Below are 25,728 nucleotides of genomic sequence, written 5' to 3'. Positions count from 1 at the left end.
TGCTCCGAGTCTAGCCGCCTAGCCTGCGAGGCAAAGCGATGCGGTCACATCGATCTGGGGGTGCCGGTGGCACGGGTCGTCCTCGCGCTCGCGTGCGCGGCGCAGTTCATGGTGGTCCTGGACGTCTCGGTGGTGAACGTCGCGCTGCCCGCCGTGCAGGACGACCTCGGCTTCACCGACGCGGGCCTGCCGTGGGTCGCGGGCGCCTACACCCTCGCGTTCGCCGGGTTCCTCCTGCTCGGCGGGCGGCTCGCCGACCTCGCCGGAGCCAAGCGGACCTTCCTGCTCGGCCTCCTCCTGTTCTGCCTGCCCAGCCTCGCCGGCGGCCTCGCCACGACGCCCGGCCTGCTGGTCGCCGCCCGCGCCGCGCAGGGGATCGGCGCCGCCGTGCTCGCACCCGCCACCCTGACGATCATCACCACGACGATCCCGGAGGGCCCCCGCCGGACCCGCGCCCTCGCCGTCTGGACGGCCGTCGGCCTGGTCGGCGGGGCGTCGGGCAACCTCGTCGGCGGGCTGCTCACCGAGGCGCTGTCGTGGCGGTGGATCCTGCTGGTCAACGTGCCGGTCGGGCTCGCCGCCGCCGTCCTCGCCCGGCGCGTCCCGGACGGGCGCCGCGCCCGCGCCCGCCGCCTCGACGTCCCGGGTGCGGCCGTCGCGACCGCCGGGCTGTCGCTCCTCGCGTTCGGCATCATGCAGGCCGAGTCCCGGGGCTGGACGGACGCCCGCACGGCCGGGGCGCTCGGCGGCGCGGCCGTCCTGCTGGCCGCGCTCGCCCGCATCGAGGCGCGCGCCGCGGACCCGCTCGTCCCGCCGCGCCTGGTCCGGTCCCGCGCGATCGGGCTCGGCAACGTCCTGATGCTGCTCGCCGGGGCCTGCTTCGCGGTGCCGATGTGGTACTTCCTCACCCTCTACATGCAGGACGTCCTCGGCTTCTCGGCGCTGGAGACCGGGCTCGGCTTCCTCCCGCACACCCTGCTGACGATGCTGGTCGGGCTGCAGGTGACGCCCCGGCTGATGCGGCGCGTGGACGACCGGGTGCTCGTCGCCGCCGGCGCGGCCGTCGCCGCGGCGGGCTTCGCCTGGCAGAGCGCCGCGGCGGGCCTTGCCGCCGGGGGCGGCGACGCCTCGTACGTGCGCGACGTCCTCGGTCCGGCCGTCCTCGTCTCGGTCGGCGGCGGGCTGCTGAACACGCCGCTGACCGCGACGGTCACGGCGGGCGTCGCCGGGCGCGACGCGGGCGCCGCGTCCGGCCTGATGAACACCGCCAAGCAGGTCGGCGGCGCGGTCGGGCTCGCCGCGCTCGCCGCCGCGACCGCCACGTACGGCGCGGCGTTCCTGGCCATGGCCGCCATGCTCGCCGTGGTCGCGGCCGCGTCCCTCGCCCTCCCCGCCCGCCGCGACGCCCCGGACGTCCGCGTGCCGGACGGCCCGCCCTCGGCGGCGGACGGCACCGCCGCCCGCCGGCCCGGCTGAAGATCCACGGGGTTCCGTCCGGGCGGTCCGGCGTGACAGGATTCCGATAACGGTTTTCATTCACGCAGGGGCGGGCGATGCGGTCCTCGACCGGCACGAAGGAATCGATCATGGAGGAGCCGGCGGCGGTCTGGGCCGAGCCGCTCGATCTCGAACCGGACGAGATCTCGCGCGACGTCGGCTTCGTGCGGCGCCGCACCGGCGGCACCGCTTGGGCGCTGCCCGCCGTCCTCGACCGGCTCCGCCCCGACCCCGCCGTGACCGCCGCCGACCTGCACTGACTCACGGAGAGACATGACCGACGAAGCCGCCCGCGCCGACGAGGGCCTCGGGTACGCCGTGAACGCCCCCTACTACGACCTGATCTTCCCCGAGGAACCCCGCGACGCCCTCGCCGCGACCCTCCGCACGCTCCTGGCGGACGTCCGCGCCGTCGCCGAGATCGGCCCCGGCACCGGCTGGTTCACCGAGGTCCTCGCCGGGCTCGCCGACGAGGTGTTCGCCGTCGAACCCGCCCGCATCATGCGCGCCGCCCTCACCGCCAGGCTCGCCCGCGACCCCGACCTGGCGCGCCGCGTCACCGTGCTGCCCGAGGACGCCCTGACCGTCCGCTTCCCGGTGCCCGTGGACGCGGTCGTCATGTTCAACCTCGTCATGCACTTCTCGCCGGAGCAGCGCCCCGCCCTGTGGCGCCGCTGGGCCGAGGCCCTCGCGCCCGGCGGCCTCCTCCTCATCGAGCCGCAGTACCCGCAGAAGGCCGAGCCCGTCCCCGCCGTCACCGTCCCCGGCCGCGCCCTCGGCCGCCGCCGGTACGACGTCGTCACCCGCGCCGACGTCGCCGGGGACGACCTCGTCCGCTGGGTCAACACCTACCGGACCTGGGACGGCGACGCCCTCGTCGCCGAGGAGACCGCCGAGTTCGACTGCCACGTCATCTCCGACGAGCGCCTCGCGTCCGAGCTGACCGCCGCGGGCTTCGCCCCGCACCCCGCCGACGGCGTCCACGCGTGGCGCCGCGAGGAGGACTGATGCACGACGTCATCGTGATCGGCGGCGGCCCGCCGGGCTCAGCGCCGCGGTAGGGCTCAACGGCGACCTGTTCCGCTCCGGCCTCGGCCTGCCCGCCGTTTAAGCGTCCGTTCCGGTAAAGGGAAGAACGAATCGGAGACGGCGAATGTGCCCGGCACCGCACAGGTGCCGGGCACATTCATCGAACGCGTCAGTCCTCTACGTAAAGGGCCCATCCGCGCATCGGGGCGAGTTGGCAGATGTAGCCGGAATAACCGTGCCGGAGGTAGTACTCTCCGCCGACCTGGCAGGACGCCTTGTCCGGGTAGAAGGCGATGAAGTGCTGGCCCGCGGCGGACGCCGGGGCGGCGGCGGGGACGGGCGCCGCCGAGGCGGCGCCGGCGAGCGCGGCGCCGGTGACGCCGAGAACGGCGGCGGCGCCCAGCGTGGCGGTGAGGCGAACGATTCGTCGGGACATGGGGGAGCCTCCTGGAATCGACGATTGTTCAGGCGGTGCTCGCCCCGGCCGGGGTGCCTTTTAATGATCATCCATGTTCGCGCCTTCGGCAATACTCCCGATCAATTTATTTGATCACCGGGCGCGCCGAGGTCCGCCCGCCGCGGGGCGCGGGCCGGGGGTGCAAGGCGCGCGCCGGGTGGGGTGGTGGGACGTGCGGGCGGTGCGCGTAACGTTGCGAGGCGCAGGTCCCGGGGCCGACGTGAAGGGGCGCACGGGGCGCGGCGCGGGAGAGGCGGCGGCCGCGCGGGCCTGAGGGGTGGAGGGCGTGGGCCGGGCAGGGGACGAGCGGGTGGAGGGAAAAGCGACGGGCCCCGGGCGGATGCCCGGGGCCCGTCGGTTAGGTCGTGCGTCAGCCGATGGTGATGTTCTCGGCCTGCAGGCCCTTCTGGCCCTGGGTGACGTCGAAGGTCACCTTCTGGCCCTCCTGCAGCTCACGGAAACCCTGCGCCGCGATGTTGCTGTAGTGCGCGAACACGTCGGCGCCGCCGTCGTCCTGAGCGATGAAGCCGAAGCCCTTTTCGGCGTTGAACCACTTCACGGTACCGGTGGCCATGGTGTCTCCTTCTCGGTTCTCTCCCGGCCCACACCTTGCGGGCTCGGGGTCGCTGCGTCGAACCCATCCGGAGAATCCAGATCAACAAAAAATGCGCCCGAGGTGGAAACCCTCAGGCGCATGCAAGAGTCTATGGGAACCGCAACTTTGAATCAGCCTACCACACGTCTCCGGGGTGTGCATCGGCTCGGGTGTCGACCGGTGGTGTGTCGTGCGGTGGGGGCAGGAGGATCGCGGGCAGGGGGACGTCGAGGATGCGGCTCACGGCGTCGAGGGTGTCGGGGTCGAAGGTGCATTCGGACGCGCGGGGCGGCAGGTCGGCGGCGGTGCGGGGACGGCCGGTGCGGGCGGTGAGGGCTTCGGCGACGCGTTCGGGGGTGAGCCCTCGGGTGCGGGTCCACCATGCGATGTTCGCCGCCACGGTCTGGTTCGGGGTGCGGGCCGGACGGGCGCCCGGGGCGTGGGCGCGGGACGTGCGGGCCGGTCGGCGGCGTGCGGTCAGCAGCGGCACCGGGACCAGCAGCGCCCCGATGATCGGGATCGCCCACGGGTACGAGGCGGCCTCGGCGGTGAAGGCGATGGGTTCGTCGAGGCCCGCGATCTCGCCGCGGATCGTGTAGCGGCCGAACGCGGGGGCGTCCAGCGTGACGGGGACGGCGTAGGTGCGTTCGGCGCCCGGGGCGAGGGTGCCGAGGGGCGGGGCGTCGATGACGCGGGCGGGCTGGTCGCCGCGTCCGGCGGTGAGGGTGAGCGGCGGGTCGGTGAGGGTGGCGGTGCCGTTGTTGCGCAGGGTGACCCTGAGGGTGCGGTCGGCGGTTCCGGCGAGCCAGCCGGGGCCGATGCCGCCGCCGGTGACCTCGACCTTCGTCGCGGTGAGCCGCCGGGTGGCGGCGCGTCCGGCGGCGGGGGTCTCGGCGGCCGGGAGTGTGGGGACGCCGGTGACCTCGATCGGGACGGTGCGGGGTTCGCCGCCGGTGACGGGACGGACGGCGATGACGCACGGGCAGCCGACGGGGGGTTTCGCGGCCGTCAGGACGACGGTCGAGGCGCGTCCCTCGCGGACGAACGTGCCCGCGGACGCGCCGACGGCGCAGTCGACGGTCCCGCGCCGGGCCCGGTTGCCGCACAGTTCGACGAGCACGTTCCCGGCGGGCCAGCCGGTGAGTTCGACGCCGACGCGCTGGCCGGGGGCGACGCTCGTCCGGTCGAGCCCGATGCCGGGTTCGGCGGCCGCGGCGGGCGCCGTCATCAGCAGGGGCGCGGCGAGGGCCGCGGCGAGCAGCGTGGCGCGCTTCACCGTGCGGCCTTCCGGCGGCGGACGATCAGCCACCCGACGGCGCCCGCGAGGAGCAGGGCCGCGACCCACGGGACGTGCCACAGCGAGGCGCGCCGGACGATCGGGCGCGCGTCCACGGGGTCGCCGCTGCGCGGGTCGGTGGCCGACAGGAGGACGGAGGCGGTGAGCCGCCCGGCGGGCGCGACGTCGCCGACGCGTTCGCGGAACGTGTAGCTGCCGCCGGGGAGGAGTTCGGGGATGCGGCGCTCGACGGGTTCGCCGAGCGCGATGCCGAAGGGGCCCTGGGCGCTGACCTTCGCGTGGGCGGCGACCCGCACGTTGCCCGTGTTCCGCACGGTGTACGTGACGTCCATCCGGCCGACGCCGAGGGGTTCGGACGCGTAGCCGGTGCGGAGCGCGGACACCTGCAGGGCGGGGCGGAGGGGCCCGGCGGTCCGCAGGTAGACGCGGGCGGCGACGCGCCGGTCGACGTTGACGGTCCGGCCGCCGGTGGTCGCCTCGCGCCGGGTGACGGACGCGACGATGCCGCCGCCGTGGTCGCCGGGCGTCGCGTCGTGCGGGACGGTCAGCGTGAACGGGACGTCGACGGTCTCGCCGGGGGCGACCTTGTACGCGTCTTGCGCGAAGTCGATCCAGGTTCCGACGTCCGTGGGCTTCTGCGCGGCGGTGAGCAGGGCGAACGAGCCGTCGGCGGTGTTGAACGCGTCGGTGGCGTAGACGTTGAAGGTCTGCGCGGCCTCGCCGAGGTTCGTCACCGTCACCTTGTCCTTAACGGTCTGCCCCGGCGACACCGAGTACACGAAGTAGTCGCGCCCGTTGGGGCCCTTCGGTCCGGAGGGCCGCACCGCCCAGGTGGCCCCGGCGGGGCCGGGCGCGGCCGCCCGGACGGCCGCCGGTGCGGCGGCGGACGCGGGCGGGGCGGGCGCGGCGAGCAGCGCCGCGGCCAGCGCCGCGGCGCCGGCCGCGCGGACGGGCGAGGAGGTCATGGTGGGGCTCCGCCGTGGAGGTCGGGGGTGCGGCGCCGAGAGGGGGAGGGAACGGCGCCGCACCCGGTCGGGGGTCAGGACAGGGTGAGGGTGAGCGTGCCGGTGTAGGAGCCGGGGTTGACGCCCGCCGGGATCAGCAGGCTGAGCGCCGCGCCGGCGGTGAACACGCCGCCGCTGGCCCCGGCGGCCGACGTCCTCGAGCGGGCCGCCGACCACCTGCGGGACGACCCGGTCGCCGCGCCGTTCGACCTCGCGGGCCTCCGCCGCCTCCCCGGCCTCGAAGCCGACCTCGTCCACTTCCACGGCCCGGACTGGGCGTCCCGCATCGCGCCCGGCGACGCCACCGCCGCCTACTGCGCGCGGCTCCGCGAGGTCTGCTTCGACTGGCCCGGCGGCTTCGTCGCGCACCACTACACCCGCTACCTCGGCGACCTGTCCGGCGGCCAGGCCATCGGCGCCCGCGTCGCCCGCGCCTACGGCCTCGACCGCGACGGCGTCCGCTTCTACCACTTCAACGAGAAGCCGAAGGTCCTGAAGGACCGCTACCGCGCCCTCCTCGACGCCGCCCCGTGGAGCCCCGCCGAGCAGGACCGCGTCATCGGCGAGGTCCGCACCGCGTACCGGCTCAACGCCGACCTCGCCGCCGCGCTCGACGCGACCCTCGCGTGACCCGCGACCGGGCGCCCGCTCCGGGCGCCCGGCCCCCGGTTCAGGCGTGCACCGCGACCGCGGGCGCGTTCTCCGGGTCGTCCTCCCGCCGGGGGCGCGGCGCGTTCATCAGCACGGCGACGACCAGCGCCCCGGCCAGCATGATCCCCGCGGCCCACGCGCCCGCCACCTGGAAGCCCTCCACCACGGCCTGCTGCGCGGCGGCCGGTCCGTGCTCGGCCAGGTAGTCGGCGGTCGCGCCGGTCGCGATGGTGTTGAGCAGCGCCGTGCCGATCGACGCGCCGATCTGCTGCGCGGTGTTGACCCCGGCCGACGCCACGCCCGAGTCGTCCGGGTGCACCCCGCGGGTGGCGTAGTTGAGGGCCGTCGGCAGGATCATCCCCGCCCCGAAGCCGAACAGGAGCTGCGACACCAGCACCCCGCCCGCGTAGCCGCCGCCGACCTCCAGCCTGAGCATCCACAGCATGCCGCAGGCGCCGATGAGCATGCCCGGCACGACCAGCGCCCGCGGCGCGACCCGCGGCAGCAGCCGGGTGGTCAGCCCCCCGGCCGACACCAGCACCGCCGTCACCATCGGCAGGAACGCGACGCCCGTCCGGACCGGCGAGTACCCCATGACGCCCTGCATGTAGTAGGTCAGGAACAGGAACGCCGCGAACATCCCGATGACGCTCAGGCCCACCGCCAGGTAGGCGGCGCCCCGCGTGCGGTCGGCGACGAGGCGCGGCGGCAGCAGCGGGTGCGCCACCCGCCGCTCCACCAGCGCGAACACCGCCAGCAGCAGCGCCCCGCCCGCCAGCAGGCCGGTGACCGTCACCGAACTCCACCCGCTGGACTCGGCGCGCCCCGCCCCGTACACGATCGCGACCAGCCCGCCGGTGACCAGCAGCACGCCCGGCACGTCGAACCGGGCGCCGCCCTCGCGCCGCGACTCCGTCAGCACCCCGTACCCGCCGACCGCCGCGACCAGCGCGAGCGGCACGTTGATGTACATGCACCAGCGCCAGTCCAGGTACTCGGTGAGCGCCCCGCCGGCCAGCAGCCCCACCGCGCCGCCCGCCGCGGAGATCGCCCCCCAGATCCCGAACGCCTTGGCGCGCTCGTCCGGCCGGGAGAACGTCACCGTCAGCAGCGACAGCGCGGACGGCCCGAGCAGCGCGCCGAACACCCCCTGCAGGACGCGCGCGACCAGCAGCGTTTCGAAGCCGGTCGCCGCACCGCCCAGCATCGACGCGCCGGCGAACCCGACCAGCGCGACCAGGAAGGTCCGCCGCCGGCCGAAGTGGTCGGCGACCCGCCCGCCGAACAGCAGCAGCCCGCCGAACGCCAGCGTGTACGCGGTGACGATCCACTGCCGGTCCCCGTCGGAGACCGTCAGGTCCCGCTGGATGGACGGCAGCGCGATGTTCACGACCGTGGCGTCCAGCACGATCATGAGCTGGGCCAGCCCGATGCAGAACAGCGCGGCCCAGCGGCGCGTGTCGCCCGCCGGTTCCTGCGCCTTCGTGGTTGCCATGACCTCGTCCTCGCTCGTGGTCCCGTGCGCCGCACCCGCGGTCGGCGCCATGACGAACACGAGACGCCGCCGGTCCGCGTCCTGTGACGGCCTCCTCCTGTGACCTGCGCCACCCGGCCCCGCCCGGACGCACGGGCAGGCGGGGCGCCCGGCGCATCCGTGAAACGCGCCGAGGTCCGGCCGTCGCGCGATTTACGGTTCGGCGACGCGCAAGCGAATACACGGTTAAGTCCGAGAAGAATTCAGGCGACGCACCCGCGAAATGCAGGCGAATATCGGGTGACGTTCGGAGGGCTCGCGGAAGAAAGTGCCGCGTATGTTCGGGTTCGGGCTCGAAGAAGGCCGTTCGGTCGACCGGGGACGGGTCGTCCCGCGTGCAGGTAAGGGGCGTTCGCGGAGGCGAGGCGGCTCGCGGGGGCCGGTGGGGCGGGGCGGACGGGCGGCGGGGCGATCGGCCTCGAAGGTGATCAAAATGGTTCAGGGTCGCGAATTCCTCATGTGTCCGTACACACTGGGCCGGAGTACGGCAACGGTGTATTGAAGTGCGTGCTGCACCATCGAGGCTTTAGCTACAATCCGACCGTTAAGCGAGACTTTCGAGGTCCGCGACGCCGTCGCCGCGCGCTCTTTTTCGAGGCCCCTGCACGGCCACCGCAATGAGGAGTTGCCCATGCCCGTGGAATCCGGGGAACCCGTCCCCGCGGCGAGACCGGTGATCGGCGACGCGGAGATCGACGCCGCGGTCCGGGTGCTGCGCAGCGGACGGGTCGTCCAGGGGCCGGAGGTCGCCGCGTTCGAGGAGGAGTTCTCCGCGCTGGTGGCCGGACGGCACTGCGTCGCGGTCAACTCGGGGACGTCGGCGCTGCACCTGGCGCTGCTCGCGCTGGGCGTCGGGCCCGGCGACGAGGTGATCGTGCCGTCGTTCACGTTCGCGGCGACGGCGAACGTGGTGCGGCTGGCCGGGGCGGAGCCGGTGTTCGCCGACATCGAGCCCGGGTCGTTCTGCCTCGACCCGGACGCGGCGGCGGCGGCGATCACGCCGCGCACCGCGGCGATCATGCCCGTGCACCTGTACGGGCATCCGGCGGCGATGGACCGGTTCGCGGCGCTCGCCGAGCGGCACGGCCTGGCGCTGGTCGAGGACGCGGCGCAGGCGCACGCGGCGAGCCTGGACGGCGTCCCCGCCGGGGCGCTCGGCACGGTCGGCTGCTTCAGCTTCTATCCGACGAAGAACATGCACACCCTCGAAGGCGGCATGGTCACGACGGCGGACGCCGGGACGGCGCGGACGCTGCGGCTGCTGCGCAACCAGGGCATGGAGGAGCGGTACGCCAACGAGATCGTCGGGGCGAACCTGCGGCTGACGGACGTCGCGGCGGCCGTCGGACGGGTGCAGCTCGGGCGGCTCGCGGAGTGGACCGAGCGGCGCCGGGCGAACGCGGCCTTCCTCGACGCGAAGATCACCGGGGCGGTGCCGCCGCCGGTCGCCGCGGGCGCGCGGCACGTCTACCACCAGTACACGGTGCGGGTCCCCGAGGGCCGCGAGGCGATGCGCCGGCATCTGGACGAGCGCCGCATCGGCAACGCCGTCTACTACCCGACGCCCGTCCACCGGCTGCGGCCGTTCCTCAAGGACGGCGCGCCGGATCCGCGCTGGGACCTGCCGGAGACCGAGCGGGCGGCGGCCGAGGTGCTGTCGCTGCCGGTGCATCCGACGCTCACCGAGGCGGAGCTGGCGCGCGTGGCCGACGCCGTCAACGAGGGGGGTGCGGCATGAGCGCGCTGCGGGCGGGCCTCGTGGGGCTCGGCGTGATGGGACGCAACCACGCGCGGGTGCTGGGGTCGATGGACGGCGTCGAGCTCGCCGGGATCGTCGACCCGCGCGGCGGGGCCGCGCCGAACGGGGTGCCGCTGCTGGACTCGCTGGACGGGCTGCTGGAGCTCGGCGTCGACTACGCGGTGGTGGCGTGCCCGACGGCGCTGCACGAGGAGGTCGGGCTGCGGCTCGCGGAGGCGGGCGTCGCGGCGCTGATCGAGAAGCCGCTCGCGGACTCGGTGGAGGCGGCGGGACGGCTGGTGGCGGCGTTCGAGTCGCGGGGGCTCGTCGCGGGCGTCGGGCACATCGAGCGGTACAACCCGGCGCTGCAGAGCATGCGGGCGCGGCTGGAGGCGGGCGAGCTGGGCGAGGTGTTCCAGGTGGTGACGCGCCGCCAGGGGCCGTTCCCGCACCGGATCTCCGACGTCGGCGTCGTGAAGGACCTCGCGACCCACGACATCGACCTGACCGCGTGGGTGACCGGCCAGGACTACGTGTCGATCTCCGCGCACACGGTGGCGCGCAGCGGCCGTCCGCACGAGGACATGGTGGCCGCCGTGGGGCGGCTCGCGGACGGCGCGATGGTGAACCACCTCGTGAACTGGCTGAGCCCGCTGAAGGAGCGCACGACGGTGGTGACGGGGGAGCGCGGCTGCTTCGTCGCCGACACCCTCACCGCCGACCTGACGTTCCACGCGAACGGCGAGGTCAGCAACGAGTGGGAGGCGCTGCGCAACTTCCGCGGCGTCTCGCAGGGCGACACGATCCGCTACGCGATCCCGAAGCCGGAGCCGCTGCGGGTCGAGCACGAGCGGTTCCGGGACGCCGTCCGCGCGGGCGACGGGACGGGCGGGATCGTCACGCTGCGGCAGGCGCTGCGGACGGTGGAGGTGTCGGCGGCGGTGCTGGAGTCGGCGGGGACGGGCGAGACGGTCGCGCTGAAGGCGCCGTCGGAGGTGCTGGGTGTCGGCTGAGACGGAAAGGCGGAGCATGCGGATCTGCGTGGTCGCGCTCGGCAAGATCGGGCTGCCGCTGGCGGTGCAGTTCGCCCGCCGCGGGCACCGGGTGATCGGCGCCGACGTGGACGAGCGGGTGGTGGCCGACGTGAACGCCGGCCGGGAGCCGTTCCCCGGCGAGGCCGACCTGGGCCGGTACCTCGCCGAGACGGTCGCGGACGGGCGGCTGACGGCGACCGCGGACACGGCGGCGGCGGTCGCCGAGTCCGAGGCGGTCGTGGTGGTGGTGCCGCTGTTCGTCGGCGCGGACGGCACCCCCGACTTCGGCTGGATGGACGACGCGACGCGCGCCGTCGCGCGGGGGCTGCGCCCGGGGACGCTCGTCAGCTACGAGACGACGCTGCCCGTCGGGACGACGCGGACCCGGTGGGCGCCGATGCTCGCCGAGGGCTCGGGCCTGGCGGCGGGCACGGACTTCCACCTGGTGTTCAGCCCCGAGCGGGTGCTGACCGGCCGGGTGTTCGCGGACCTGCGGCGCTACCCGAAGCTCGTCGGCGGCCTCGACGACGCGTCCGCGCGGCGCGGGGTGGAGTTCTACGAGCGGGTGCTGGAGTTCGACGAGCGGCCCGACCTCGACCGTCCGAACGGCGTGTGGGACCTCGGCTCGGCGGAGGCCGCCGAGCTGGCGAAGCTGGCGGAGACGACGTACCGGGACGTCAACATCGGGCTCGCGAACCAGTTCGCCCGGTACGCCGGCGCGATCGGCGTGGACGTCATGAAGGTGATCGACGCCTGCAACACCCAGCCGTACAGCCACATCCACCGGCCGGGCATCGCGGTCGGCGGGCACTGCATCCCGGTGTATCCGCGCATGTACCTGTGGAACGACCCGGAGGCGACGGTCGTCCGGGCGGCCCGGGACGCCAACGTCGCGATGCCCGAGTACGCGGCGGGCCTGCTCGCGGACGCGTACGGGGACCTGACGGGCGCGCCGGTGCTGGTCCTCGGCGCGGCGTACCGGGGCGGCGTCAAGGAGACGGCGTTCTCCGGCGTCTTCCCGACGGTCGAGGCGCTGCGCGCGCGCGGAGCCGTCCCGTACGTGTCCGATCCGATGTACACGGCGGACGAGCTGGACGCGCTGGGCCTGCCGCCGCACCGCGGCGAGCCCGTGACGGCGGCGATCGTCCAGGCCGACCACGCCGAGTACCGCACGCTCGGCTCGTCCGACTTCCCCGGGGTGAAGGTGCTGGTGGACGGCCGCCGCGTGACCGACGCGGCCCGCTGGGCGGGCGCGGCCCGCGTCGTCATCGGCGCCCCGGCCGACGGGGCCGACCGCGGGACGCCGCACTAGGCGGGGCCCGCCCCATTCCGGACACCGACGGACCACTGGAGAACCGAATGCGACCCGAAGACGGAACGGCTCCCGCCGCGCCTTCCACCGCGCCGCGCGGCCGCGTCGTCATGCTCGTCGACAACGACGTCGTGCGCGACTCCCGGGTGCAGAAGGCGGCGACGTCCGCCGCCGACGCCGGCTGGGAGGTGCACCTCCTCGGCTGCACGGGCGGCCGGAAGCGGAGCTGGGAGCTGGGCGGCGCGCACGTGCGCCTCGTGCAGCTCCGGCACACGCTGGTGCCGGGGAAGCGGCACGGCGTGCTGCGGGCGACGCTGCGCCGCCCGCTCGCCTACGGGCACCCGAACGTGGCCGACTACCGGCGCCGGCTCGTCCAGTCCCGGCGGGCCGACCTGGCGGCGAGCCGGCTGGAGCCCGGGGTGGGCCCGGCGCGGAAGGGCTGGCTGCTGGCGCGGCGGGTCACGGCGAAGGCGCAGGCCCGGTGGGTCGCGGTGCGGGCCCGGCAGACGGACGCGCTCGCGGCGGCCCGCAAGGACCGCGACTCGCCGCTGGAGCGGCTGTCGATCCGGTTCTGGCAGGCGCTGCTCGGCGACCGGGCCTGGCGCGTCCTCGACCGGAACCTGTGGGACTGGGACAGCGCGTACAAGAACGTCATCGACGAGCTCGAACCGAACATCATCCACGCGAACGACTTCCGGATGCTCGGCGTCGGGGCGCGGGCGGCGCGGCGGGCGCGCGCGAAGGGCCGGACGACGAAGCTGGTCTGGGACGCGCACGAGTTCCTGCCGGGCATCCGGCCGTGGGGCATCGGGCCGCGCTGGATCCCCGCGATGTGCGCGCACGAGCGCGAGTACGCGGGCGACGCCGACGCGGTGCTGACGGTGTCGGAGGCGCTCGCCGACCGGCTCGTCGAGGGGCACGGCCTGCGCGAGAAGCCGACCGTCGTGCTGAACGCCCCGGTCACCGAGGGGGCGTCGAGGAGCGACGAGCCGGTCCCGGACATGCGGGAGCTGTGCGGCGTCGGCCCGGACGTCCCGATCGCCGTCTACAGCGGCAGCGCGTCCGTGCAGCGCGGCCTCGACATCATGATCGAGGCGCTGCCGCGGCTGCCGGAGCTGCACGTCGCGCTCGTCGTCGCGACGGCGCGGTCCGAGTACGTCCGGGGGCTCGCCGCGCGCGCCGCCGAACTCGGCGTGGACGACCGGGTGCACGTCCTGCCGTACGTGCCGTTCGACCAGGTCGTCCCGTTCCTGGCGGCGGCCGACTTCGGCGTCATCCCGATCCACCACTGGCCGAACCACGAGATCGCGCTGATCACGAAGTTCTTCGAGTACTCGCACGCGCGGCTGCCGATCGTCGTCAGCGACGTCCAGGCGATGGGCGACATGGTGAAGAACACCGGGCAGGGCGAGGTGTTCCGCGCCGAGGACCTGGACGACTACGTGCGGGCGGTCGAGGCGGTGCTCGGCGACCCGGGACGGTACCGGACCGTGTACGACGACCGTCCCGACCTGCTCCGCGAGTGGACGTGGGAGGCGCAGGCCGAGGTGCTCGACGGCGTCTACACGCGCCTGCTGCCGTCCGCCGCCCGTCCGGCCGCGCCCGCGGCCGGGGCCCCGGCGGGCGAGGCGCCCGACGCGCCCCTGATCGGTGCCCGGGACCAGGCGTGACGGAACGCGCCGGCGACCGCGACGTGGCGGTCGTCACCCCCTGGTACCCGAACCCCCAGCAGGAGTGGGCCGGGTCGTTCGTCGAGGCGATGGTCGGCGCGACCGCGCCGGGCTGCGGCGACGTCACCGTCTACCACACCGAGGCGTGGCTGATGCGGCAGCCGCCGGAGGAGGTCGAGGCGGCGCGCGCGGCGCACCGGCGCCTGCTGCCGGTCGCGCTGCACGCCCAGCCGGCCGTCGCGGGCGCCCGGCTGCTGCGCGTCCCCGTCCCGACGGTGCCCGAGTACACGTTCGCCGACCTCGCCCGCGAGCACGCGGCGTGGCTGCGGGAGGCGCTGCGCGGCGAGCCGATCCCGGCGCCGGTCGTGCACGCGCACGTGGGGCTGCGCGGCGGCTGGACCGCGCTGGAGAACGCCCGCCCGGACGCGCGCGTGTTCGTCACCGAGCACGCGTCCTTCCTCGACAAGGTGCTGGAGCAGCCCGACTCGCGGGAGCTGTACGAGCAGGTCCTCGACCGCTGCGACGGGTTCTTCGTCGTGACGGACGTGCTGCGCGACCGGCTCGCGGAGGCGTTCCCGGCGCTCGCGGGGAAGATCCGGCCGATCTCCAACCCGATCTCGTTCGACACGCCGCGGCCCCGTCCCGTCACGGAGCTGCGCCGCTGGCTGTACGTCGGCACGCTCGTCGAGCGCAAGGGCGTCGGGCCGCTGCTGGAGGCCTTCGCCGCGTGCCGCGCCGAGGACCCCGGCCTGACGCTGACGATGGCCGGGACGGGCGCGCTGGCGGGGCCGCTCGCGGAGCGCGCCGCCGAACTCGGCGTCGACGGCGCCGTGACGTTCCTCGGCGCCGTCCCCCCGGACCGGGCGGCGCGGCTGATGCGCGAGCACGACCTCCTCGTGCACGCGGCCCGCTACGAGACGTTCGGCGTGACGATCATCGAGGCGGTCGCGGCGGGCATGCCGGTGCTCGTCACCCGCTGCGGCGGCCCCGAGCGGACGCTCGCGGGTGTGGCGGACGCGGTCGGGGAAATGATCGACGTCGACGACGATCCGGCGGTGATCGTCGCGGGCTACCGCCGGCTCCGCGACCGCTTCCCGGACGGGCTCGACCTGCCGCGGGGCCGGGACGTCCTGGACGGGCGCTTCGGCTACCGCACCGTCGCGGAGGCGCACCACCGGCACTGGTTTCCCGACGGCGCCGCCGACGGCGCCACCGAAAGCGACACCGACACCGAAGCGGCGGAGGAGAGGGAGGTAGCGTGAACGTCCTGTTCGTCGCGCTCGGCGCCACCCGCAGGCCCGCCGTCGTCCGCGAGTCCGCGCGGGTCGTCGCGGACGGCGGCGAGGCCGCGGTGCTCGTCGGCGCCGCGTCAGCGTGGGCGCGGGAGCCGCTGCCGGACGGCGTCGACGCCGTCGAGCTGCCCGCGCTTGAACGCCGCTACCGTCCCGCCGCCGTCCGGATCCCGCTGTACCGAGTGCCGCGGCTGCTGGTCCGCGTGTGCCTGCCCGGCCCGCTCCGCGGGCTCGGGAACCGGATCGACGCCGCGTACCGGCGGCGCGTCGCCCGCCCCGTCGACCGGCTGCTGGCCCGCGCCTACCGCCGCGACCCGGCCGCGGTCCGGCGCCGGGTGGTCGAGCGCGAGGTGCTGCGCCGCCGCTCGGTCGACCTCGTCGTCGTCGGCGACCCGCAGTCGCTGGTGGCCGCGTCCGAGCTGGCGGACGTCATCGCGGGCGCGGGCGCGCGGCTGGCCTACTCCATCGCCCACGAGCGGCCGCAGGCCGGTTACGCCGGAGGATGACCCCCATGACCGAACGCCGCCCCCGGCTGCTCTACCTCGCGTTCTACTTCCCGCCGTCCCGCGCCAGCGGCGTGTACCGCCCCCGGGCGACCGCGAACCGGCTGACCGAGCTGGGCTGGGACGTCACGGTGTTCGCGGCGCCGCTGCCGTTCCTGTACGACACGATCGGCTCGGTCGACGACGAGCTGCTGGCGACGATCGACCCGCGCGTCACGATCGTCCGCCCGGACCTGAACCGGTTCGTGTGGCAGACGGACGTGCGCGAGTACAGCCGGTTCCGCGCGGCGTTCCCGCAGCTCGCGCAGTCGATGTACGCGTGGGGGCAGGACCACGTGTTCCCCGAGCGCTACGCGTCCTGGGCCCGCGACAGCGTCCGGAAGGCGCTGCGGCTGCACGCGCGCCGCAGGTTCGACGTCGTCCTCGCGACCGGGAACCCGTTCGCGTCGTTCGGCGCCGCGTGGGCGTTCCGGAAGCTGACCCGGACGCCGTACGTCATCGACTACCGCGACTCCTGGACGCTCGACCAGTTCAAGGAGGAGCCGCGGTACGACGACGACCATCCCGCGTGGCGGTGGGAGCGCCGGGTGCTGCGGTCGGCGGCGAACTCGCTGTACGTCAACGACGCGCAGCGCGCCTGGCACGCCGAGCGCTACCCGGAGGCCGCCGACCGGATGATGACCGTCCTGAACGGCTGGGACGCCGACACGCTCCCGGCGACCGCGGAGCCGCCGCCCGCCGCGCGGACGCCGCCGGGCGAGCACGCGCCCCGGTTCACGTTCGTCGGGACGGTCACCAGCGAGCAGCCGATCGAGGCGCTGGCCGAGGGGTTCGCGCGGGCCCGCGACCACGCCGACATGGGGCGCGCGGCCCTCGACCTGTACGGGTACTTCGGGTTCTTCAAGGACTCCGACGGCGCGCTCCGCCGCCGGTTCGGCGGCGAGCCCGGCGGCGAGGCCCTCGCCCCCGGCGTCCACTACCGGGGGCCGGTGTCCAAGACGGCGCTCGCCGACGTGTACCGGGACTCCGACGTCCTCGTGTTCCTGAACGGCGGCGGACGGTACGTGACCTCGGGCAAGATCTTCGAGTACATGGCGGCGGGACGGCCCATCGTGTCGGTGCACACGCCGGGCTCGGCCGCCGAGGACCTCCTGCGGGACTACCCGCTGTGGTTCAATCCCGGCGGGCTCGACCCGGCGGCCGTCGCCGCGTCGATGGTGGCGGCCGCGAAGGCGGCGGCCGGCCTGGACGACCGGCAGGTGGCCGAGGCCCGCGCCCACGCGGACCGCTTCGAACGGACCGTGGCCCTCGAACCGCTCGTGCGGCGGCTCGGCGAGCTGGCCCGGTGAGGGGAGACGTCGACGTGACCGAACCAGCCGGCCGCGAGGCCCCCCGGGTGATCGTCCTGGCGATGGACCCGAAACTGAGCATGGACCCGGTGCCGAGCGTGGAGCCGCGGCGGCAGTACCGGCGGATCGTCGGGCTCGCCGGCCACTTCGTCGAGGAGGAGGGCGCCGAGGTCGACGTGGTGACGGCCGAACCGGGCGGCTGGGACGGCCTGGACGACCGGGTGCGCCTGCACCGGCTGGACCGCGCCGAGGCCCGGCATCCGCTGCCGTGGCTGGAGCACGCGCTCGTCGTGCGGGTGCCGCGGCTCCTCGCGCGTCCGGTGAAGCGGCTCGGCCGTCCCGGCGCCCGGCTGGACCGCGCCCGCAGCACCGCCTCCACGGCCGTCCACCGGCGCGCGTTCCTGCCGTTCTACCGGCACGCCCGGCCGCTCGTGCTGGCCCGCGTCGCGCGCCGCCGCCTGCCCCGCGAGGTCGCGGCGGCGCCGCTCGCCCGCGTCATCGTGATGGACCGGACGTCCGTCCCGCTCGCCCGCTGGCTGGCCCGCCGGCACCCGGACGCCGTCGTGACGACCCGGCAGGACCGGAGCCTCGTGTCCAAGCCCTGACCGGCCCGCGCGTCAGCGCTTCTCGGTCAGCTCGCCGGACGCCTCCACGTAGACCTCGCCGGTGCTCGGGCACTCCCACGCGCCCGGCTCGTCCGGCCGTTCGGCCAGCCGGACCCCGGCCCGCCCCACCCAGCCGATCCGGCGCGCCGGGACGCCCGCGACGAGCGCGAAGTCGGGGACGTCGCGGGTCACGACCGCGCCCGCCGCGACCATCGCCCACCGCCCGACCCGCACCGGCGCGACGCACACGCTGCGCGCGCCCAGCGACGCGCCCTCGGCGACGTGCACCCCGACGGCCTCCCAGTCCGCGGCGCGCTTCAGCCGCCCGTCCGGGTCCACCGCGCGCGGCGCCCGGTCGTTGGTGAGGACGACCGCGGGCCCGACGAACACGCCGTCCTCGAGCACGGCCGGTTCGTAGACGAGCGCGTGGTTCTGCAGCTTCACGTTGTCGCCGATCCGCACCCCCGCCCCGACGTACGCGCCGCGCCCCACGATGCAGCCCGCGCCGAGCCGGGCGCCCTCGCGGATCTGCGCGAGCTCCCACACGCTCGTCCCGTCCCCGAGCTCGGCGGACGGGTCGACCTGGGCGCTCGGCTGGATGCGATGGTTCATGCGATGACCTCCACGGGGAACGTCGGGCGGTTCGGCGGATACGGGCCGATACGGGTCATGGGGCGAGGACGGCGTCCAGGTCGTCGTCCGTGCCGTGCATCACGCATTCGGCGATGGCGCGGTGCCGGGGGTGGGCGCGCGCCAGCAGGCCGGGGGTGCCCCACGCGTCCAGCAGGTCGCGGCACCCGGCGAGCATGATCTTCCGGTCGTCGGCGGACGCGCCCGGGTAGTGCCGCTGGAGCCGCGCGCAGATCTCCAGCCGCAGGTAGCGGTGGTGCAGCGCCTCGCGGACGTCGCCGGGCGGGGCGTGGTCGGCGACCAGCCGCATCGCGGCGGCGATGATCGCGTAGACGTCGGCGTGCGCGGCGCCGGCCGACTGGGTGGCGCTCGTCCCGTCCGCGCGGGCCGTCCAGTAGTAGCAGTCGTGGTCGGCGAGGACGGAGACGCCGCGTGCGCGCAGGTACGCGCCCGCGGTGAACAGCTGGTCCTCGTGGGAGGGGACGCCCTCGGTGAAGCGCAGCCCGGCGTCCTCGACGAGGGAGCGGCGGAACAGCTGCAGCGCGGCCATCGACATGCGGCCGAACAGGTCGCCGCCGGGCGCCGGCGGTGGGTCGAGCACGTGGGCGCGCTCGATCGTCGCGTCGAACAGGCCGCGGGCGATCTTCCGGCCGCCGACCCCGACCTGCCGGCCGAGGACGACGTCGGTCCCGTTGCGCTCGGCCATCGCGACCGTGCGTTCGAGGGCCTCGGGGCCGAGCCGGTCGTCGGCGTCCAGGAAGAAGACGAACCGTCCGGTCGCGAGGTCGAGGCCCCGGTTGCGCGGGGCGCCGGGGCCGCCGGAGTTCTCCTGGTGGACGACCGTCAGCCGGTCGCCCGCGAGCGCGTCGAGGAGCGCGCCGCCGCCGTCGGTGGAGCCGTCGTCGACCGCGATCACCTCGATCAGGTCAGCGGGCAGCGACTGCGCGGCGACCGATTCCAGGGCGCCGCGCAGCGAGTTCCGGCAGTTGTGGACCGGGACGATCACGCTGACGAGGGGGCATGTCATGCAGTCAATTTAGACGCCATTCGATGGCGGCGAAGCCGCAGGGTGGGGGCATGATCGCCGTTTTTCGGCACCGATCGCCGCAGGGCGAATTCCCGATGTCCGCATCATGAACGAAGCATTTCCGGTGAATGGCGTCGCGTTGGTCAGGGCCAGGCGGAGTGGAGGCCGGTGTGGAAGAGGGTCGCCATCGGTTCCTCGCCGAGGGCGGCGGCGATGGACTTCTCGCAGGCGCGGCGGGCCTCGGCGAGCCGGGGCGCGGTGTAGCGGGCGCGGCCGCCGTCGGGCGCCCACAGCCGGGTGCTGACGCCGAGCAGGACGGCGGCGCGCTCGTGGGCGCCGTCCAGGCCGTCGGCGATCGCGACGACCTCCAGGGTGAGGGCCATGTTGGACGCGTCGTTGAGCAGCTTGAAGCTCTCGAAGGCGCGCCCGGCGCGGGCCGCGGCGGTGCCGTGGTCGCCGCCGAACAGGGCGACGAGCGCGTGGATGTAGTGGCCGTAGCCGCGGAACTTGTGCTCGCCGCGGCGCTCGCCGTCGCGCCGCAGGTCCTCGGCGAGCGCGGACGCGGCCGGGTAGTCGTCCATCACGACGTGCGCGAACGCGAGGGCGGCGCGCGCCATCATCCAGGTGGCCTCCTGGACGGGGTCGTCCCACGGTTCGGCGGCGAGGCGGCGCAGCGGCGGCACGGCCTCGGCCGGACGGCCGCTCATCGCCCGGTCGGCGGCCTCGATGTAGTCGGCGGCGCGGACGGCGGTGGGGTCGGGCGCGGCCGCGCGGCACTCGGCGACGCACCGGTCGACCCCGGCCCGGTCGCCCTGGAAGCTCATGACCGAGCCGAGGGCCCACGCGGCGCGGACCCGCAGCGGGCCGGGCGCGGCGTCGGCGTGCGCGAGGGCCCGGTCGAGGAACGCGCGGCCCGCGCGCTCGAAGTCGCACGACACCCAGAAGAACCAGAGGGCGCCGGCGAGCTCGAGCGCGAGCGGCCCCGGCTCGGCGAGGCACGTCTCGAGCGCCTTGCGGACCTCCGCGAACTCCCCCGCGAGCCGCCGGTACCGGTCGACCTGCCCGGCGCGCGTCCACTCCGGGTACGCCTCGCGGGCCATGGCGAGGTAGCGGTCGCGGTGCCGGCGCAGCGCGTCCCGCTCCTCGCCGAGCGCGGCGAGCCAGGACGCGCCGTACTCGCGCAGCGCCGCGGGCAGCCGGTGCCGCCCGTCCGCCCGCCGGACCAGGACGGACTTGTCGACGAGCCCGTCGAGGGCGCCCGCGACGTCGGTGAGCGGGCCGCCCGCGCAGACGTCCTCGGCGGCCTCCGGCGTGAACGCCCCGGCGAACACGGTCGCCCGCGCCCACAGCAGCCGTTCGGCGGGCGTGCACAGTTCGTGGCTCCAGCCGATGGCCGTCCACAGGCCGCCGTGCGGGGCGAGGACGGGGGACCGGCGGCGCGCGGCGTCGTCCGGCGGGAGGCCGGGGTGCGCGGCGAGGTCCGCGACGGACCGCCGGACGAGCTGGGCCGCCGCGAGTTCGAGGGCGAGCGGCAGCCCGCCGAGGCGGCGGCACAGGGCGGTGACGGCGGCCGCGTTGCCGGGGGTGACGGCGAAGCCGGGGACGCGCTCGCGGGCCCGTTCGGCGAGCAGCGCGGCGGACGGGCAGCGGGCCACGGCGGCGGCGTCCGCGCCGTCCGGCGGCATGGGGAGCGCCGCCAGCTCGACGACGTCCTCGCCGGGCACGTTCAGCCGCCGCCGGCTGGTGGCGAGGACGCGGCTGCCGGGGGACGCGGCGATGATCGTCTCGGCGAGCGCGGCGCAGCCGGGGACGAGGTGCTCGCAGGTGTCCAGGACGATGAGGCAGCGGCGGTCGGCGAGGTGCTCGGCGATCAGGTCGGTCTCGGGCCGGGCGGTCTGGTCGCGGACGCGCAGCTCGAGCGCGACGGCCTGCGGGACGTGCGCGGGGTCGACGAGCTGGGAGAGCGGGACGATCCAGACGCCGTCGGGGAACCGGTCGGCGGCGTCGCCGGCGGCCCGCAGGGCGGCGTGGGACTTGCCGACGCCGGCGACGCCGGTCACGGTGACGAGCCGGTGGAGGCGGAGCGACCTGTCGATCTCGGCGAGGTCGACGGCGCGGCCGACGAGGCTCGGGAGGCCGCCGGGAAGGTTCCCGGGGCGGCGGTCGGGCGCGATGTCCATGATCCCCCTGTGACTGCACAACGTGCCGGAATGAACACAGATCGTATGGAGCGCGGCCGAGAGTGATCGGCCGATTCCGGAAAGTCATCGAACTGTGACCGGTCGGTCGGGTGCGGGCGGGCGGAGAGCGTCGATCCCGGCATATGGCCCGACCTCGGGATGAACCGGGAGGGGGCAATAAGTTAGCCTGCCCTAACTCGCACGCACTCGACGTGCGCGTGGACCGTTCCGTTCGACCGCCGGGAGTGCGCACGTGGCCCCTCAAGCGACCGCCGACGTCCTGCTCGGCGCCCGCGGCCTCACCGTGGGCCACCAGGGCCGCGCCGTGCTGTCCGGCGTCGACCTGACGCTGCGGGCCGGCGCGGTCACCGTGCTCGTCGGCCCCAACGGCTGCGGCAAGTCGACGCTGCTGCGCACCGTCGCCGGACTCCAGGACGCCATCGCCGGCACGGTCGAGGTCGGCGCGGGCGCGGAGCGCGCCCCGCTGCGGTCGCTGTCGCGCCGGGACCTGTCGCGGCGGCTCGCGTTCCTCCCGCAGACCCCGCTGGTGCCCGCGGGCGTGACCGTCCGCGAACTCGTCCGGCACGGCCGGTACGCGCACCGCGGCGCGTTCGCCCGGCACACCGCCGACGACGTCGCCGCGATCGAGTGGGCCCTCGACGTCGGCGACGCCGCGCCGCTCGCGGACCGCCGCCTGGACGAGCTGTCGGGCGGCGAACGGCAGCGCGCGTGGCTCGCGACCGTCCTCGCGCAGCGCGCCGGGATCCTGCTGCTCGACGAGCCCACGACGTACCTCGACCTGAAGCACCAGTTCGAGGTGCTGGACGTGGTGCGGCGGCTCGCCCGCGAGCACGGCATCGCGTGCGGGGTCGTCCTGCACGACCTGATGCAGGCCGCCGCGTACGCCGACGAGGTCGTGGTCGTCGCGGACGGCGGCGTCGCCGCGGCCGGGACGCCCGGCGACGTCCTGACGCCCGGGACGATCGCGCACGCGTTCGGCATCGAGGTCGACGTCGTCCGCGACCCGGCGAGCGGGCACCTCGCCTGCTTCCCCAAGCGGACCGAGCCCACCGAGCGGGCCGCCCCCTGAGCCTTCCCCCTGTATCGACCCTTTCACCTTGAGGAACCCCTGATGAGAAGACTTCTGCGCGCCCTCACGAGCGGCGCCGCCGCGACGGCGCTCGTCCTCGCCGCCGCCGGGTGCGGCGGCTCGGCGGGCGACACCGCCGGCGGCGACGCCCCCGGCGGCGACGGGGGCGCGATCACCGTGCAGACCGCGCGCGGCCCGGTGTCGCTGGACGCCCCCGCCACCCGCGTCGTGTCGCTGGAATGGACGTACACCGAGGGCCTGCTCGCCCTCGGCGTCAACCCGATCGGCCACGCCGACCCCGCCGGGTACGCCAAGTGGGTCAGCGCGCCCGACGCGAAGCTCCCCGAGGGCGTCGCCGACGTCGGCACCCGGCAGGAGCCGAGCCTGGAGAAGATCCGCGCGCTGAAGCCGGACCTGATCGTCTCCGACGAGGCCCGCGTCGCCGCGAACTACGACCAGCTCGCCGACATCGCGCCCGTCCTGGCGTTCGACCCGCTCGCCGACCCGGCCCTGCAGACGATGAAGACGAACTTCACCGAGCTGGCGAAGGCCGTCGGCAAGGAGGGCGAGGCCCCGGCCGTCCTGCAGAAGATCGACACCGCGGCGGCCGACCTCGAGTCGCGCCTGGAGAAGGCCGACAAGGCGGGCCTGAAGTACGCGGTCGCGCAGGCGTTCACCGCGAACGACGCCCCGCAGATCCGGATGCACACCGACAAGGCGCTCGTCGCGCAGGTCCTGAACCTCGCCGGGCTGAAGAACACCTGGACCGGCAAGCCCGACGACTGGGGCATGACGACCGTCGGCGTCGAGGGCGTCACCGACGTCCCCGACGACGCGACGTTCCTGTACGTCGCCGCCGACGACGACAACCCGTTCAAGGAGCAGCTCGCCGACAACCCCGTCTGGACGGGCGCCGCGTTCGTCGAGGACGACCGCGCGATCGCCCTCGACCCGGGCACCTGGTTCTACGGCGGCGTCCTGTCGAGCGTCCACATCCTCACCATGACCGGTAAGGCGCTCGGGGTCTGATGACCGCCACGACCGGCGAGGCCAAGGTTCCGCTGCGCGCGCGCCCGTCCGCCCTTGTGGCGGGCGGCGCGCTCGCGGCGGCGCTGTGCGCGGTGGCCGTCCTGCACCTGACCCTCGGCACGTCCGGCGTCGGCCTCGGCGACCTCGTCGCGTTCGCGACCGGCGACGCCGACGCCGGCGCGGAGGCCGTCCTGCTGGGCAGCCGCCTGCCGCGCACCCTCGCCGGTCTCGCCTCCGGCGTCGCCCTCGGCGTCGCCGGGGCCCTCATCCAGGGCTCCACCCGCAACCCGCTCGGCGCCCCCGACACCCTCGGCGTCAACGCGGGCGCCTACTTCGCCGTCGCCCTCGCCGCCTACCTCGGCCTGGAGACCGGCACCCTGCTGTCCGGCGGCGCCGCGTTCCTCGGCGGCCTCGCCGCCGCCGCGATCGTCTACCTGCTCACCGCGCGCGGCGTCCTCACCCCCGGACGGCTGCTGCTCGCGGGCGCCTGCGTCACCCTCGGCGGCATGGCCGGCGCCGAGTTCCTGCAGCTCGTCGACGAGCCCTCCACCCGGGGCGTCTTCCTGTGGGGCAACGGGACGCTGCTGCAGTCCGGGCTCGACCGCCCGCTGACGATCGGCGCCGTGGTCCTCGCCGCCGCGCTGCTCGCCCCCGCCCTCGCCCGCCCGCTGGACGTCCTCGCGCTCGGCGACGACACCGCCGAGTCCCTCGGCGTCCGGGTGGCCCGCACCCGCGTGCTCGCCTGGCTGCTCGCCGTCCTGCTCGCGGCCGCCGCCGTCACCCTCACCGGCCCGATCGGCTACGTCGGCCTCATGGCCCCGGTCGCCGTCCGCCGCCTCGGCGTCCGCCGCCACCTCGCCCTGCTGCCGCTCGCCGGGCTCGGCGGCGCGCTGCTCGTCCTCGCCGGGGACGCCGCCGCGCGCCTCGCGCTCCCGCCGTCCGCCGGGTTCGGCGAACTGCCCGTCGGGGTCGTGACCGCGCTGATCGGCGGGCCCGTGTTCGTCCTCCTCGCCCGCCGCACCCAGACCGGGGACGCCGACGCGGGCGCGGCCGTCGCGGTCACCGCGCCGCCGCGCGGCCCCCGCTACGCGGCCGTCCTCGCGGGCGGGCTGCTCGCCCTCGCCGCCGCGACGCTGGTCGGCCTGCGCATCGGCGACGTGGACGTGTCGTGGGGCCAGGTCGCCGCGTCCCTCACCGGCTCCGGGACCGACGAGACCGACGCCGTCGTGTTCTACCGGCTGCCCCGCATCCTGGTCGCCGCGCTGGCCGGGGCCGTCCTCGCGGTCGCGGGCGCGGCCGTCCAGTCGGTGGTGCGCAACCCGCTCGCCGAACCCGGCTTCCTCGGCGTCACCGCGGGCTCCTCCGCGGGCGCCGTCGCGCTGATCACCGTGCTGCCGGGCGCGCCCGCCGCGCTGATCCCGGTGTTCGCCGCCGCCGGCGGCGTCCTCGCGCTCGCCGTCGTCGTCGCGATCGCCCGCGACCGGCACGGCCTCGACCCGACCCGCGTCGTCCTCGTCGGCCTCGGCGTCGCCGTCACGATGAGCGCGGTGACGAACATGATGGTGGTCGCCGAGCAGATGAACGTGTCGGCGGCGCTCACCTGGATGGCGGGCAGCACCTACGCCCGCGACGCGACGACGCTCGGCTGGCTCGTCGTGCCCGCGCTCGCGGCCGTCCTGTTCGCCCTGTCGGCCCGCCCGGTGAACATGCTCGCGCTCGGCGACGACCTGCCGCGCGCCCTCGGGCTGAACCTCGGCCGGGCCCGGCTGCTGGCGCTCCTCGCGGGCGCGGTCCTGGCGTCGGGCGCCGCGGCGGCCGTCGGGAACGTCGGTTTCGTCGCCCTCGTCGCCCCGCACCTCGCCCGCCGCCTCGCGGGCGGCGCCACCGCCCGCCTCGTCCCGGTCGCCGCCGTCCTCGGCGCCGTCCTCGTCGTCGCCGCCGACGCGCTCGGCCGCACCCTGCTCGCCCCCGTCGAGATCCCGGTCGGCATCATGACCGCCGTCATCGGCACCCCGTACCTGATCTGGCTGATGCGCCGCACCCCCGCCGCCGCCGCCTGACCGGCGGCCGGAACGGAGCGCAGCGGAGTGGAGGCCGACGGTCAGGCGGCCCCGCTTTTGGCGACGCCGAGGTGACCGGCCTGCTGGCGCTGATGCTGCTCACCGAGTCCCGGCGCACCGCCCGCACCGACGGCGGCGACCTGGA

The 25,728-nt window shown here is 75.5% G+C and carries 23 protein-coding genes; 15 read left to right on the top strand and 8 right to left on the bottom strand.

The window, feature by feature from the left end:
* The first annotated feature begins 66 nt into the window (after positions 1-66).
* From AB0L25_RS36460 to AB0L25_RS36450, 3 genes are all read left to right on the top strand, one after another.
* A complete protein-coding gene (locus AB0L25_RS36460; protein WP_500177626.1) occupies positions 67-1,476 on the top strand; it encodes an MFS transporter in 1,410 nt (469 codons plus the stop codon).
* Positions 1,477-1,586: 110 nt separating this feature from the next.
* A complete protein-coding gene (locus AB0L25_RS36455; RefSeq protein ID WP_500177624.1) occupies positions 1,587-1,757 on the top strand; it encodes a hypothetical protein in 171 nt (56 codons plus the stop codon).
* 13 nt (positions 1,758-1,770) lie between these two features.
* Positions 1,771-2,505 (top strand): class I SAM-dependent methyltransferase, encoded by a 735-nt coding sequence (locus tag AB0L25_RS36450; protein WP_500177622.1) that lies wholly within the window; start codon positions 1,771-1,773, stop codon positions 2,503-2,505.
* Between the two features lie 190 nt (positions 2,506-2,695).
* Here AB0L25_RS36450 and AB0L25_RS36445 read toward each other — a convergent pair whose 3' ends face one another.
* From AB0L25_RS36445 to AB0L25_RS36430, 4 genes are all read right to left on the bottom strand, one after another.
* Positions 2,696-2,962: a hypothetical protein gene (locus tag AB0L25_RS36445; protein ID WP_500177621.1), complete on the bottom strand. Its 267-nt coding sequence runs from the start codon at positions 2,960-2,962 to the stop codon at positions 2,696-2,698.
* Between the two features lie 391 nt (positions 2,963-3,353).
* Positions 3,354-3,557, bottom strand: a complete 204-nt coding sequence (locus AB0L25_RS36440; RefSeq protein ID WP_026403702.1) for a cold-shock protein — start codon at positions 3,555-3,557, stop codon at positions 3,354-3,356.
* A gap of 157 nt (positions 3,558-3,714) precedes the next feature.
* On the bottom strand, positions 3,715-4,854 hold the full coding sequence (locus tag AB0L25_RS36435; RefSeq protein WP_500177618.1) for a hypothetical protein: 1,140 nt from the start codon (positions 4,852-4,854) through the stop codon (positions 3,715-3,717).
* Positions 4,851-5,840: a WxL protein peptidoglycan domain-containing protein gene (locus AB0L25_RS36430; RefSeq protein ID WP_500177616.1), complete on the bottom strand. Its 990-nt coding sequence runs from the start codon at positions 5,838-5,840 to the stop codon at positions 4,851-4,853. The genes AB0L25_RS36435 and AB0L25_RS36430 overlap by 4 nt, the downstream gene beginning before the upstream one ends.
* Before the next feature lie 117 nt (positions 5,841-5,957).
* Here AB0L25_RS36430 and AB0L25_RS36425 point away from each other — a divergent pair, with 117 nt between their 5' ends.
* Positions 5,958-6,509, top strand: coding sequence for a biliverdin-producing heme oxygenase (locus AB0L25_RS36425; protein ID WP_500177614.1), 552 nt, complete (start codon positions 5,958-5,960; stop codon positions 6,507-6,509).
* Between the two features lie 40 nt (positions 6,510-6,549).
* Here the strand turns inward: AB0L25_RS36425 and AB0L25_RS36420 are convergent, their stop codons facing one another.
* A complete protein-coding gene (locus AB0L25_RS36420) occupies positions 6,550-8,025 on the bottom strand; it encodes an MFS transporter (RefSeq protein WP_500177613.1) in 1,476 nt (491 codons plus the stop codon).
* Between the two features lie 670 nt (positions 8,026-8,695).
* Between AB0L25_RS36420 and AB0L25_RS36415 the strand changes: the two genes are divergently transcribed.
* Genes AB0L25_RS36415 through AB0L25_RS36380 form a run of 8 tightly spaced genes read left to right on the top strand, consistent with a single transcriptional unit; the run spans position 8,696 to position 17,567 of the window.
* Positions 8,696-9,802, top strand: coding sequence for a DegT/DnrJ/EryC1/StrS family aminotransferase (locus tag AB0L25_RS36415; protein WP_500177611.1), 1,107 nt, complete (start codon positions 8,696-8,698; stop codon positions 9,800-9,802).
* Positions 9,799-10,815 carry a Gfo/Idh/MocA family protein gene (locus AB0L25_RS36410; protein ID WP_500177609.1) on the top strand — a complete coding sequence of 339 codons (1,017 nt, stop codon included), beginning with the start codon at positions 9,799-9,801 and terminating at the stop codon, positions 10,813-10,815. The genes AB0L25_RS36415 and AB0L25_RS36410 overlap by 4 nt, the downstream gene beginning before the upstream one ends.
* Positions 10,816-10,831: 16 nt before the next feature.
* Positions 10,832-12,148, top strand: a complete 1,317-nt coding sequence (locus AB0L25_RS36405) for a nucleotide sugar dehydrogenase (protein WP_500177607.1) — start codon at positions 10,832-10,834, stop codon at positions 12,146-12,148.
* Between the two features lie 47 nt (positions 12,149-12,195).
* Positions 12,196-13,818 carry a glycosyltransferase family 4 protein gene (locus tag AB0L25_RS36400; protein ID WP_500177605.1) on the top strand — a complete coding sequence of 541 codons (1,623 nt, stop codon included), beginning with the start codon at positions 12,196-12,198 and terminating at the stop codon, positions 13,816-13,818.
* Entirely contained in the window at positions 13,815-15,080 is a 1,266-nt protein-coding gene (locus tag AB0L25_RS36395; protein WP_500177603.1) for a glycosyltransferase, read from the top strand. Before AB0L25_RS36400 ends, AB0L25_RS36395 begins: the two co-directional genes overlap by 4 nt.
* The gene (locus AB0L25_RS36390; protein ID WP_500177601.1) at positions 15,077-15,616 is read left to right on the top strand and encodes a hypothetical protein; all 540 of its coding nucleotides are present in this window, start codon (positions 15,077-15,079) and stop codon (positions 15,614-15,616) included. Before AB0L25_RS36395 ends, AB0L25_RS36390 begins: the two co-directional genes overlap by 4 nt.
* 5 nt (positions 15,617-15,621) lie before the next feature.
* Complete coding sequence (locus tag AB0L25_RS36385) at positions 15,622-16,962, top strand: glycosyltransferase (RefSeq protein WP_500177599.1); 1,341 nt, start codon at positions 15,622-15,624, stop codon at positions 16,960-16,962.
* Positions 16,963-16,976: 14 nt separating this feature from the next.
* Positions 16,977-17,567 (top strand): hypothetical protein, encoded by a 591-nt coding sequence (locus AB0L25_RS36380; protein ID WP_500177597.1) that lies wholly within the window; start codon positions 16,977-16,979, stop codon positions 17,565-17,567.
* 12 nt (positions 17,568-17,579) lie between these two features.
* Here AB0L25_RS36380 and AB0L25_RS36375 read toward each other — a convergent pair whose 3' ends face one another.
* The 3 genes from AB0L25_RS36375 to AB0L25_RS36365 form a co-directional block, all read right to left on the bottom strand.
* The gene (locus AB0L25_RS36375) at positions 17,580-18,179 is read right to left on the bottom strand and encodes an acyltransferase (RefSeq protein WP_500177595.1); all 600 of its coding nucleotides are present in this window, start codon (positions 18,177-18,179) and stop codon (positions 17,580-17,582) included.
* Between the two features lie 55 nt (positions 18,180-18,234).
* A complete protein-coding gene (locus AB0L25_RS36370) occupies positions 18,235-19,224 on the bottom strand; it encodes a glycosyltransferase family 2 protein (RefSeq protein WP_500177594.1) in 990 nt (329 codons plus the stop codon).
* A 143-nt stretch (positions 19,225-19,367) separates the two neighbouring features.
* Positions 19,368-21,404 (bottom strand): ATP-binding protein, encoded by a 2,037-nt coding sequence (locus AB0L25_RS36365; RefSeq protein ID WP_500177593.1) that lies wholly within the window; start codon positions 21,402-21,404, stop codon positions 19,368-19,370.
* A gap of 253 nt (positions 21,405-21,657) precedes the next feature.
* Here AB0L25_RS36365 and AB0L25_RS36360 point away from each other — a divergent pair, with 253 nt between their 5' ends.
* The 3 genes from AB0L25_RS36360 to AB0L25_RS36350 are packed head-to-tail and all read left to right on the top strand — an operon-like array spanning position 21,658 to position 25,583.
* Complete coding sequence (locus AB0L25_RS36360) at positions 21,658-22,494, top strand: ABC transporter ATP-binding protein (RefSeq protein WP_500177591.1); 837 nt, start codon at positions 21,658-21,660, stop codon at positions 22,492-22,494.
* A 42-nt stretch (positions 22,495-22,536) separates the two neighbouring features.
* Positions 22,537-23,523 carry an ABC transporter substrate-binding protein gene (locus AB0L25_RS36355; RefSeq protein ID WP_500177590.1) on the top strand — a complete coding sequence of 329 codons (987 nt, stop codon included), beginning with the start codon at positions 22,537-22,539 and terminating at the stop codon, positions 23,521-23,523.
* Positions 23,523-25,583, top strand: coding sequence for an iron ABC transporter permease (locus AB0L25_RS36350; protein WP_500177588.1), 2,061 nt, complete (start codon positions 23,523-23,525; stop codon positions 25,581-25,583). The genes AB0L25_RS36355 and AB0L25_RS36350 overlap by 1 nt, the downstream gene beginning before the upstream one ends.
* The last annotated feature ends 145 nt before the right edge of the window (positions 25,584-25,728 follow it).

Source organism: Spirillospora sp. NPDC052242, from assembly GCF_040679555.1.
Taxonomy (GTDB): domain Bacteria; phylum Actinomycetota; class Actinomycetes; order Streptosporangiales; family Streptosporangiaceae; genus Spirillospora.
Note: the sequence above shows the minus strand (reverse complement) of the source record. Positions and strands in the feature narration are given on the sequence as shown.

What these genes read in the sequence shown, in the direction of transcription:
- AB0L25_RS36420 (WP_500177613.1), bottom strand. Translation starts at nt 8,025, where the DNA reads ATGGCAACCACGAAGGCGCAGGAACCGGCGGGCGACACGCGCCGCTGG.
- AB0L25_RS36450 (WP_500177622.1), top strand. Translation starts at nt 1,771, where the DNA reads ATGACCGACGAAGCCGCCCGCGCCGACGAGGGCCTCGGGTACGCCGTG.
- AB0L25_RS36455 (WP_500177624.1), top strand. Translation starts at nt 1,587, where the DNA reads ATGGAGGAGCCGGCGGCGGTCTGGGCCGAGCCGCTCGATCTCGAACCG.
- AB0L25_RS36440 (WP_026403702.1), bottom strand. Translation starts at nt 3,557, where the DNA reads ATGGCCACCGGTACCGTGAAGTGGTTCAACGCCGAAAAGGGCTTCGGC.
- AB0L25_RS36410 (WP_500177609.1), top strand. Translation starts at nt 9,799, where the DNA reads ATGAGCGCGCTGCGGGCGGGCCTCGTGGGGCTCGGCGTGATGGGACGC.
- AB0L25_RS36400 (WP_500177605.1), top strand. Translation starts at nt 12,196, where the DNA reads ATGCGACCCGAAGACGGAACGGCTCCCGCCGCGCCTTCCACCGCGCCG.
- AB0L25_RS36385 (WP_500177599.1), top strand. Translation starts at nt 15,622, where the DNA reads ATGACCGAACGCCGCCCCCGGCTGCTCTACCTCGCGTTCTACTTCCCG.
- AB0L25_RS36355 (WP_500177590.1), top strand. Translation starts at nt 22,537, where the DNA reads ATGAGAAGACTTCTGCGCGCCCTCACGAGCGGCGCCGCCGCGACGGCG.
- AB0L25_RS36370 (WP_500177594.1), bottom strand. Translation starts at nt 19,224, where the DNA reads ATGACATGCCCCCTCGTCAGCGTGATCGTCCCGGTCCACAACTGCCGG.
- AB0L25_RS36375 (WP_500177595.1), bottom strand. Translation starts at nt 18,179, where the DNA reads ATGAACCATCGCATCCAGCCGAGCGCCCAGGTCGACCCGTCCGCCGAG.
- AB0L25_RS36365 (WP_500177593.1), bottom strand. Translation starts at nt 21,404, where the DNA reads ATGGACATCGCGCCCGACCGCCGCCCCGGGAACCTTCCCGGCGGCCTC.
- AB0L25_RS36405 (WP_500177607.1), top strand. Translation starts at nt 10,832, where the DNA reads ATGCGGATCTGCGTGGTCGCGCTCGGCAAGATCGGGCTGCCGCTGGCG.
- AB0L25_RS36445 (WP_500177621.1), bottom strand. Translation starts at nt 2,962, where the DNA reads ATGTCCCGACGAATCGTTCGCCTCACCGCCACGCTGGGCGCCGCCGCC.
- AB0L25_RS36415 (WP_500177611.1), top strand. Translation starts at nt 8,696, where the DNA reads ATGCCCGTGGAATCCGGGGAACCCGTCCCCGCGGCGAGACCGGTGATC.
- AB0L25_RS36430 (WP_500177616.1), bottom strand. Translation starts at nt 5,840, where the DNA reads ATGACCTCCTCGCCCGTCCGCGCGGCCGGCGCCGCGGCGCTGGCCGCG.
- AB0L25_RS36350 (WP_500177588.1), top strand. Translation starts at nt 23,523, where the DNA reads ATGACCGCCACGACCGGCGAGGCCAAGGTTCCGCTGCGCGCGCGCCCG.